This window comes from Longimicrobiaceae bacterium, assembly GCA_035936415.1.
Lineage (GTDB): Bacteria > Gemmatimonadota > Gemmatimonadetes > Longimicrobiales > Longimicrobiaceae > JAFAYN01.
Genome location: DASYWD010000334.1, coordinates 1 through 7,338, shown reverse-complemented (window position 1 = coordinate 7,338; position 7,338 = coordinate 1). Strand labels below are relative to the sequence as shown.

The following is a 7,338-nucleotide window of genomic DNA, read 5'->3' as shown; positions in this document are numbered from 1 at the left end:
CGCAAGGTGGCCGACGCGCTCAACGACGAGTCCAGGGCCGTGCGCGGCAGCCGCGTCCTGGTGCTGGGCGTCGCCTACAAGAAGGACGTCGACGACCTGCGCGAGAGCCCCGCGCTCGAGATCATGCGCCTCCTCCAGGAGAAGGGAGCCGAGGTATCGTTCCACGACCCGTTCTGCACGACCATCGCCGACGACGGGCACACGCCGCTCCGCGACCTGCCGATGCACAGCGCCCCGCTCGACGGGGAAACGCTCGCCCAGCAGGACGTCATCGTCATCGTTACGGACCACGGTGACGTCGATTATGCGCGCGTGGCCGAGCATGCCCGGCTGGTGGTGGACACCCGGGGCGTGATGCGCCGGGTCGAGGGGAACGCCCGAGTGGTGGGACTCTCGGGAGAGTTCCGCGAGCCGGTGCAGCTCGTGGCCGGACCGGCGTGACCCGCCCGCCGCGCGAGCCCGGGGTGCGGCCATCCCTGCCGTCCACTTCGGCATTGCGTGGCGGGCGCTTCTGCTGTATGATCTTCCGCTTCATCCGGGTAGTGCCGCATGCCACAGTGCGACACCGTCCCCGACCCTGCCTCCGCTGGGGCGGGTGGCACCCGGCCGGGTCGGGTCCGGGGCCTATGGGAAACGGGAATGCAATGCGCGTGACCCCGGGCTCCCGTCGATCGTCAGCATGCGTCGGAGCACGGGAACGGCCGTGCGAGACCTTCGGCCACTTCGCGGAGCGGTGGCGACGTGCGGCGGACCATTCAACGATCCTGGATTGCCCCGGTGGAGACCTGCCGTCCCCCTTCCAAGTCCTTGAGCCGACTCTCCGCCCGACCGGCGCGCCGCTCCGGTGGCGCCGCCCTCCCGCTTCCGTCCGCGTCCCGGCCGCTCTGACTTCCACGCCCCGATTCTGCTGATGCTTGCGCACGCCGTCATCTTCGCGGTAGCTCTCCTTTCGGGCTTCGTCCTCACACCTGTGGTGATCCGTACGGCGGTCGCGTGGCAGATGTTCGATCCGCCGCACGAGGACCGCCGCGTGCACACGGAGCCGCTTCCGCGGGTCGGCGGCGTGGCGGTGTTCCTGGCCATGGGCGCCGGACTGCTGGTGACGGCCCTCGCCTCCCTGGGCGGGGTGGAGCTCCTCAGCGGGCCGCGGAGCTTCTTCTACGGTGTGCTGTTCGGGGGAGGAATCATCTTCGCCACCGGGCTGGTGGACGACGTGCGGGGGCTCCGTCCGGGAGCGAAGCTGGTCGCGCAGCTGGTGGCGGCGTTCGTGGTGTACGCGTACGGCTTCCGGATCGACGTGGTGGGGGTGGGGTCGACGGAGCTGGCGCTGGGGTGGTTCGCGCTCCCCCTCACGATCCTCTGGATCGTCGGCGTGACGAACGCCTTCAACCTGATCGACGGGCTCGACGGCCTTGCCACCGGGATCGCCCTGGTGGCGCTGGTGACCACGCTCACGGTGTCGCTGGCGCTGGGGAACCTGGAGGTCAGCCTCCTTTCCGTGGCGCTCCTGGGCTCCCTGCTCGGCTTCCTGCGCTTCAACTTCAATCCCGCGCGCATCTTCCTCGGCGACTCGGGAAGCCTCTTCGTCGGCTTCATGCTCGCGGTGCTCTCGGTGTACGGGTCGCAGAAGAGCGCGACGGCCATCCTCGCGGTCGTGCCGCTCTTCGCCCTGGCGGTCCCCATCCTGGACACCAGCCTGGCGATCGTCCGGCGGTGGCTGCGCGGCGTCCCCCTCTCGCAGGCCGACGGGCGCCACATCCACCACCGCCTGCTGGCGCTGGGGCTGACGCACCGCAGCGCGGTGATCGTACTGTACGTGACGGCCACCGTGCTCGCGATGCTGGGGCTGTCGCTGGTCTTCGCGCCGCCTCCGGCGGTGATGTCGGTGGCCGCGGCGGGTGCGGGCGTGACGCTCTTCCTGCTCGTCTACGGCCTGCGGCGGCTGCAGTACCACGAGTTCGTGGAGGCGGGATCGGTGCTGGCCTCGGGCGTGTTCCGGGCCCGCCGTGTGATCCGCGACCAGATCCACGCACAGGACGTGGGCCAGGTGGTGCGGCACGCCAAGACGCTCGAGGAGGTGAACGCGATCCTCGAGGACAACGCGACCCTCTTCGAGTTCCTCCACATGGAAGTGTGCCGGGAGCGCGCGCACGGCTCGCGTCCCCTGGTCCTCTTCAACGGGCACGCGGCCCGGGCGTGGAAGCTGGACTACCCGGTGACCTCGCACGACTTCGTGGAAAGCGACGACTACGTTCTGCGGATCTGGTGCAATCCCCGGACTGGATCCCGGCCGTACGGCGCCGAACGGGTGGCCCAGATCCTCGCCCCGATGGTGGAGGAGTGGATGGAGCGCTACGGCCCGCAGCGCGGTGCGTCCAGGCCCTTCGCGCACGCCGAGCTGGAGCTGGTGGAGCCGCACTCGCGGGCGGAGGTGCTCGAGCCGGCCAAGGTCGCCCGCCTCAGCGTCCGGTCGCAGCCCGTCCGGTAAACCGGGGCCGACCGGACCGGGAGCCCCGCCCGCGGCCCGGTTTTCGGCCCGTTGGTTGAAGCCCTCCGGCTCCGGAGGTATATTACTGGGCTGCCCCGCTTTGGGCAGCCTTTTCATTTGTCCGGGCAACGCGCCGGACGCGCCCTGGAACCCTCGTCGCCGAAGGCAGGTTTGCGTAACCTCCGGGAGCTGATCGTCTCCACCCTACGGCTCCGCCCGTACCTGCGCGGGAGCCGCTCACTTACCGTGGCGGTCGTCGTCAGCTTGACGGCAGCGGCGGCGCTCGAGGGGGTCGGGATCGGGCTGCTGGTCCCCCTGCTCGGGCTGATGCTCGGCAGCGAGGACCCCACCTCCCGGCGGATCCTCGAGATGCTGCGGGACTGGTTCCCCGGCCACGGGGAGCAGTTCTACGTCGCCGTCCTCTGCCTCTCGATCGTCGGGGCGATCGCCCTCAAGAACGTGGTCCTGTACGGGAGCAACGTGCTGGCCGCCCGGCTCCGGCGGCGGGTGACGGTCCGCGTTCGCGACGACCTCTTCGCCCGGCTGCACGGCGCCCCGCTGCAGGTGTTCGAGGAACGCCCGGCCGGAGAGCTGGCGAGCGTCTTCCTCACCGAGACGCTGCGCCTTCGGCAGTTCATGGAGGGGCTCCTGCTGCTGGGGCAGAAGCTGTCGCTCGGCCTCTTCTACGTCGTGGCACTGCTGGTCCTGTCCTGGCCCCTGATGCTCGCCACCCTGGTGATCGGGGCGGTGATCGGCGGCACGATCGCGTTCGTGTACCGGCACCTGGTGCACAGCGGCCAGCAGATCACCGAGCTCAACCAGCGCATCGGCTCCAACCTGGTGGAGTCGTTCGCCGGGGTCCGGGTGATCCGCGTCACCGACTCGCAGGCCGCGGCCGCGGGGAGCTTCCACGACCTGAACGCCGCCCAGGCCGCCGTGGAGGAGGAGACGATGCGCTCCTCCTCGCTCCTGGGCCCGATCACGGAAACGGTGGCGGTCGCGGGGGCGATCGTCATGGTGGGAGGAGCGTACTTCTTCCTCGTGCGCCCAGGGCTGATGGCGCAGAACGTCCTCTTCACCTTCGGCTTCGTCCTCCTGCGGCTCCTTCCGCTGGTCAACCAGCTCTACACCGTCCAGGGATTCGTCCTCCACATGCTGGGGAGCGTGCGCGAGGTGGACCGGTGGATGTCGGTGCCGCAGTACCCGCGCCGTCCCTTCGGAGAGGCGGTGTGCACCGGCGTGCGGGACGTGGTCCGGCTGAGCGGCGTGGGCTACGTCTACCCGAACGGGACCCGCGCGCTGGAAAACGTGACGCTGGAGATCCCGGTGGGGAAGACGGTTGCCATCGTGGGCGCGTCCGGCTCCGGAAAGTCCACCATCGCCTCGCTCCTGCTGCGGCTGCGGCAGCCCACCGAGGGGACGATCACGGTGGACGGGCGCGACTACTGGGAGTTCTCGCCGGACACCTGGCACCGGAACGTGGCGCTGGTGGAGCAGGAGGCCTTCCTCTTCCACGACACCATGCTCCGCAACATCACCTTCGGCCTGCCCGGGGCGTCCCCCGAGGCGGTGCGCGAGGCGGTGCGGATGGCCTACCTGGACGACGTGGTCCAGGCGCTCCCCGCCGGGCTGAACAGCGTGGTGGGGGAGCGCGGGGCCAACCTGTCCGGGGGGCAGCGCCAGCGCCTGGCCATCGCGCGGGCGCTCGTGCGCGACCCCAGGATCCTGGTGCTCGACGAGGCGACCTCGGCGCTCGACACCGTGTCGGAGCGGCAGGTGCAGGCCGCGCTGGAGAACGCGCGGCAGGGCCGCACCGCGGTCGTGATCGCGCACCGGCTCTCCACCGTCCGCACCGCGGACCACATCGTGGTGCTCGCGGAAGGGCGGGTCGTGGAGCAGGGGACGTGGGAGGAGCTGTCCAGCAGGAGCGGCACCTTCTCGTCTCTCCTCTCGGCGGCGGTGAGCGCGGCGTGAGACACCCGGCCCCAGATCCCGTACATTTCCCCGACTCCATGTCCCCGACCGACTCCACGACGGCGACTCCCGGGCGGAGAGCTCCCGCGGCTGCGCTCGACGAGCGCCGCGTGCTCCAACTGGGCGCGGGGGAGAAGCACCGCCCCGACGCGGTGAACGTGGACCTGGTGGAGACCACCGGTCCGGACGTGGTGCACGACCTGAACGAGCGTCCGTGGCCGTTCCCGGACGGCCGGTTCGCCGAGGTGCTGGCGTTCGACGTGGTGGAGCACCTGGACGACATCGTTCGCACGATGGAGGAGGTGCACCGCGTGTGCGAGGACGGCGCGACGGTGCGCATCACCGTCCCCCACTTCTCCTGTGCCAACGCCTTCACGGACCCGACGCATCGCCACTACTTCGGGTTCTTCAGCTTCCACTACTTCACCGGGGAGCACCGGTTCTCCTTCTACACCGACCGGCGCTTCCGCAGGGTGCACAGCCGCATCGTCTTCCATCCCACGCTGCTGAACCGGCTGGTGAACCGCCTCGCGAACCGGTTCCCCGAGGAGTACGAGCGGCGCTGGGCCTGGCTCTTCCCGGCGTGGTTCCTGTACTTCGAGCTGCAGGTGGTCAAGGACGGGTGATGAAGGTCGTCTTCCTGAACCCCTCGGGCCAGCTCGGGGGCGCGGAGCGTGGGCTCCTGGAGTTCATGGCGAGCCTGAGGGCGGCGGAGCCCGACTGGGAGCTGGAGCTGGTCGCCACCGCGGACGGCCCGTTCGTGGCCCGCGCCGCGGCGCTCGGGGTCGGCACGGTCGTGCTCCCGCTCCCGGACGCGCTCGCGGAGCTGGGCGACGGCGGCGAGGGCGCTCGGCGCGCGGGTCTCCGGGGCCGACTCGCCCTGGCAGGAGGACTCCTCCGGGGCGTGCTCCCCGGGCTGGCGTACGTGCGCCGGCTCCGGCGGATCCTGCGCGACGCCGCCCCGGACGTGGTGCACACCAACGGCTTCAAGATGCACGTGCTGGGCGCCCGCGCCCGGCCCCGCGGCGTCCCCGTAGTCTGGCACGTCCAGGACTTCGTGAGTCGCCGCCCGGTGATGTCGCGCTTGCTGCGCGCCCACGCGGGGCGGTGCGCGGCGGTCGTCGCCATTTCCCGGAGCGTCGCCGCCGACGTGCGCGCCGTGTGCGGTGACCTGGTACCGGTGCACCCCGTCTACAGCGCGGTGGACCTGGAGGCGTTCACGCCGGGCGGGCCGGCGGCCGACCTCGACGCGGCCGCGGGACTCCCCGCGCCCGCGCCCGGCACCGTGCGGGTGGGGCTGGTGGCGGTGCTGGCCTGGTGGAAGGGGCACGAGACCTTCCTCCGGGCGGTGTCGCTCCTCCCGCGAGGCCTCCCCTTCCGGGCGTACGTGGTGGGGGGGCCGCTCTACGTCACCGGCGGGAGCAGCCAGCTCTCGCTGGACGGCCTCCGGAAACGGGCGGAGGAGCTCGGCGTCGCCGACCGGGTGGGCTTCACGGGGTTCGTGCAGGAGCCCGCAGCGGCGATGCGCGCGCTCGACGTGGTGGTCCACGCGAGCACCGAGCCGGAGCCCTTCGGCATGGTGATCGTGGAGGCGATGGCCTGCGGCCGGGCACTGGTGGGGAGCGAGGGCGGAGGCGCCGCCGAGCTGATCTCCGCGGGAGAGAACGCGCTGGGGCACCCTCCGGGTGACGCCCGCCGGCTCGCTGAGTGCATCGAGACGCTGGTCCGCGACGCGGAGCTGCGCGCCCGGCTCGGACGGGTGGGCCGAGCGGAGGTGGAGCGCTCCTTCGACCGGCGGCGCCTCGCCGCGGAGCTGGTCCCCATCTACCGCGAGGCGCTTGCGGGGGCGGGGTGATGCGCGCGCTGCACGTCTACAGCGGCAACATGTACGGCGGGGTGGAGACCCTGCTGGTGACGCTCGCCCGCCACCGGGCGGAGGCGCCGGGGATGGAGTCCCGGTTCGCCGTCTGCTTCGAGGGCCGCCTGAGCGACGAGCTGCGCGCCGCCGGGGCCCCCGTGCACGGGGTCGGCCCGGTCCGCATGAGCCGGCCCGCCAGCGTCCTGCGCGCGCGCCGCGCCCTGCGCGAGCTGATCCGGCGGGAGCGGTCCGATGCGGTGGTCCTGCACGGTCTCTGGCCGCAGGCGGTTTTCGCGCCGGCGGTTCGGGCCGCGGGAGCGCCGCTGGTGCTCTGGCTCCACGACCGGGTGCACGGAAGGGGGTGGCTCGAGCGCATCGCCCGGCTCACCCGGCCGGACCTGGCGGTCTGCAACAGCCGCTTCACCGCGGCGACGCTCCCGCGGCTGTACGCGGGGGTCCGCGGCGAGGTGGTCTACTGCCCCGTGGCGGCGCCCACGGTCCAGAACGGAGCGGAGGACCGGCGCGCCGTGCGGGCGGAGCTGGACACCCCCGAGGACGCGGTGGTCGTCGTCCAGACCAGCCGGCTGGAGGCGTGGAAGGGGCACTCGCTGCACCTGGAGGCGCTCGGGCGCCTCCGCGAGGTGCCCGGGTGGGTCTGCTGGCTGGTGGGCGGGGCGCAGCGCCCCGAGGAGGCCGTCTATCGCGGCGAGCTGGAGGCCCTGGCCCGCCGCCTGGGGATCGCCGACCGGGTCCGTTTTGCCGGCCAGCGGAGCGACGTTCCGCGGATCCTCGCGGCCGCCGACGTCCACTGTCAGCCCAACCTGGGGCCGGAGCCCTTCGGGATCGCCTTCGTGGAGGCGCTCCTCGCCGGGCTCCCCTCGGTCACCACCGCCCTCGGCGGGGCCACGGAGATCGTGGACGATGCCTGCGGTGCCCTGGTGCCCCCGGGGGACGCCGACGCGCTGGCCGCGGCGCTCCGTGCGCTGATCGTGGACCCGGCCGCGCGCCGGCAGCGGGG

At 72.2% G+C, this 7,338-nt stretch carries 6 protein-coding genes; all 6 read left to right on the top strand.

The genetic code is table 11. From position 1 onward, the window contains the following. The coding region (locus VGR37_13755; GenBank protein HEV2148462.1) for a UDP binding domain-containing protein at positions 1 to 441 on the top strand (441 nt) is incomplete at its 5' end. Between the two features lie 469 nt (positions 442 to 910). Further along, positions 911 to 2,488, top strand: a complete 1,578-nt coding sequence (locus VGR37_13750) for an MraY family glycosyltransferase (GenBank protein HEV2148461.1) — start codon at positions 911 to 913, stop codon at positions 2,486 to 2,488. A 171-nt stretch (positions 2,489 to 2,659) separates the two neighbouring features. Beyond that, a complete protein-coding gene (locus VGR37_13745) occupies positions 2,660 to 4,462 on the top strand; it encodes an ABC transporter ATP-binding protein (GenBank protein HEV2148460.1) in 1,803 nt (600 codons plus the stop codon). A 110-nt stretch (positions 4,463 to 4,572) separates the two neighbouring features. After that, positions 4,573 to 5,088, top strand: coding sequence for a class I SAM-dependent methyltransferase (locus tag VGR37_13740; protein HEV2148459.1), 516 nt, complete (start codon positions 4,573 to 4,575; stop codon positions 5,086 to 5,088). Then, positions 5,088 to 6,317: a glycosyltransferase family 4 protein gene (locus tag VGR37_13735; protein ID HEV2148458.1), complete on the top strand. Its 1,230-nt coding sequence runs from the start codon at positions 5,088 to 5,090 to the stop codon at positions 6,315 to 6,317. The genes VGR37_13740 and VGR37_13735 overlap by 1 nt, the downstream gene beginning before the upstream one ends. Beyond that, the coding region (locus tag VGR37_13730) for a glycosyltransferase (GenBank protein ID HEV2148457.1) at positions 6,317 to 7,338 on the top strand (1,022 nt) is incomplete at its 3' end. The genes VGR37_13735 and VGR37_13730, both read left to right, overlap by 1 nt.

Excerpts from the sequence above, each read along its gene's own strand:
- VGR37_13750 (HEV2148461.1), top strand. The coding sequence starts at position 911 with ATGCTTGCGCACGCCGTCATCTTCGCGGTAGCTCTCCTTTCGGGCTTC.
- VGR37_13735 (HEV2148458.1), top strand. The coding sequence starts at position 5,088 with ATGAAGGTCGTCTTCCTGAACCCCTCGGGCCAGCTCGGGGGCGCGGAG.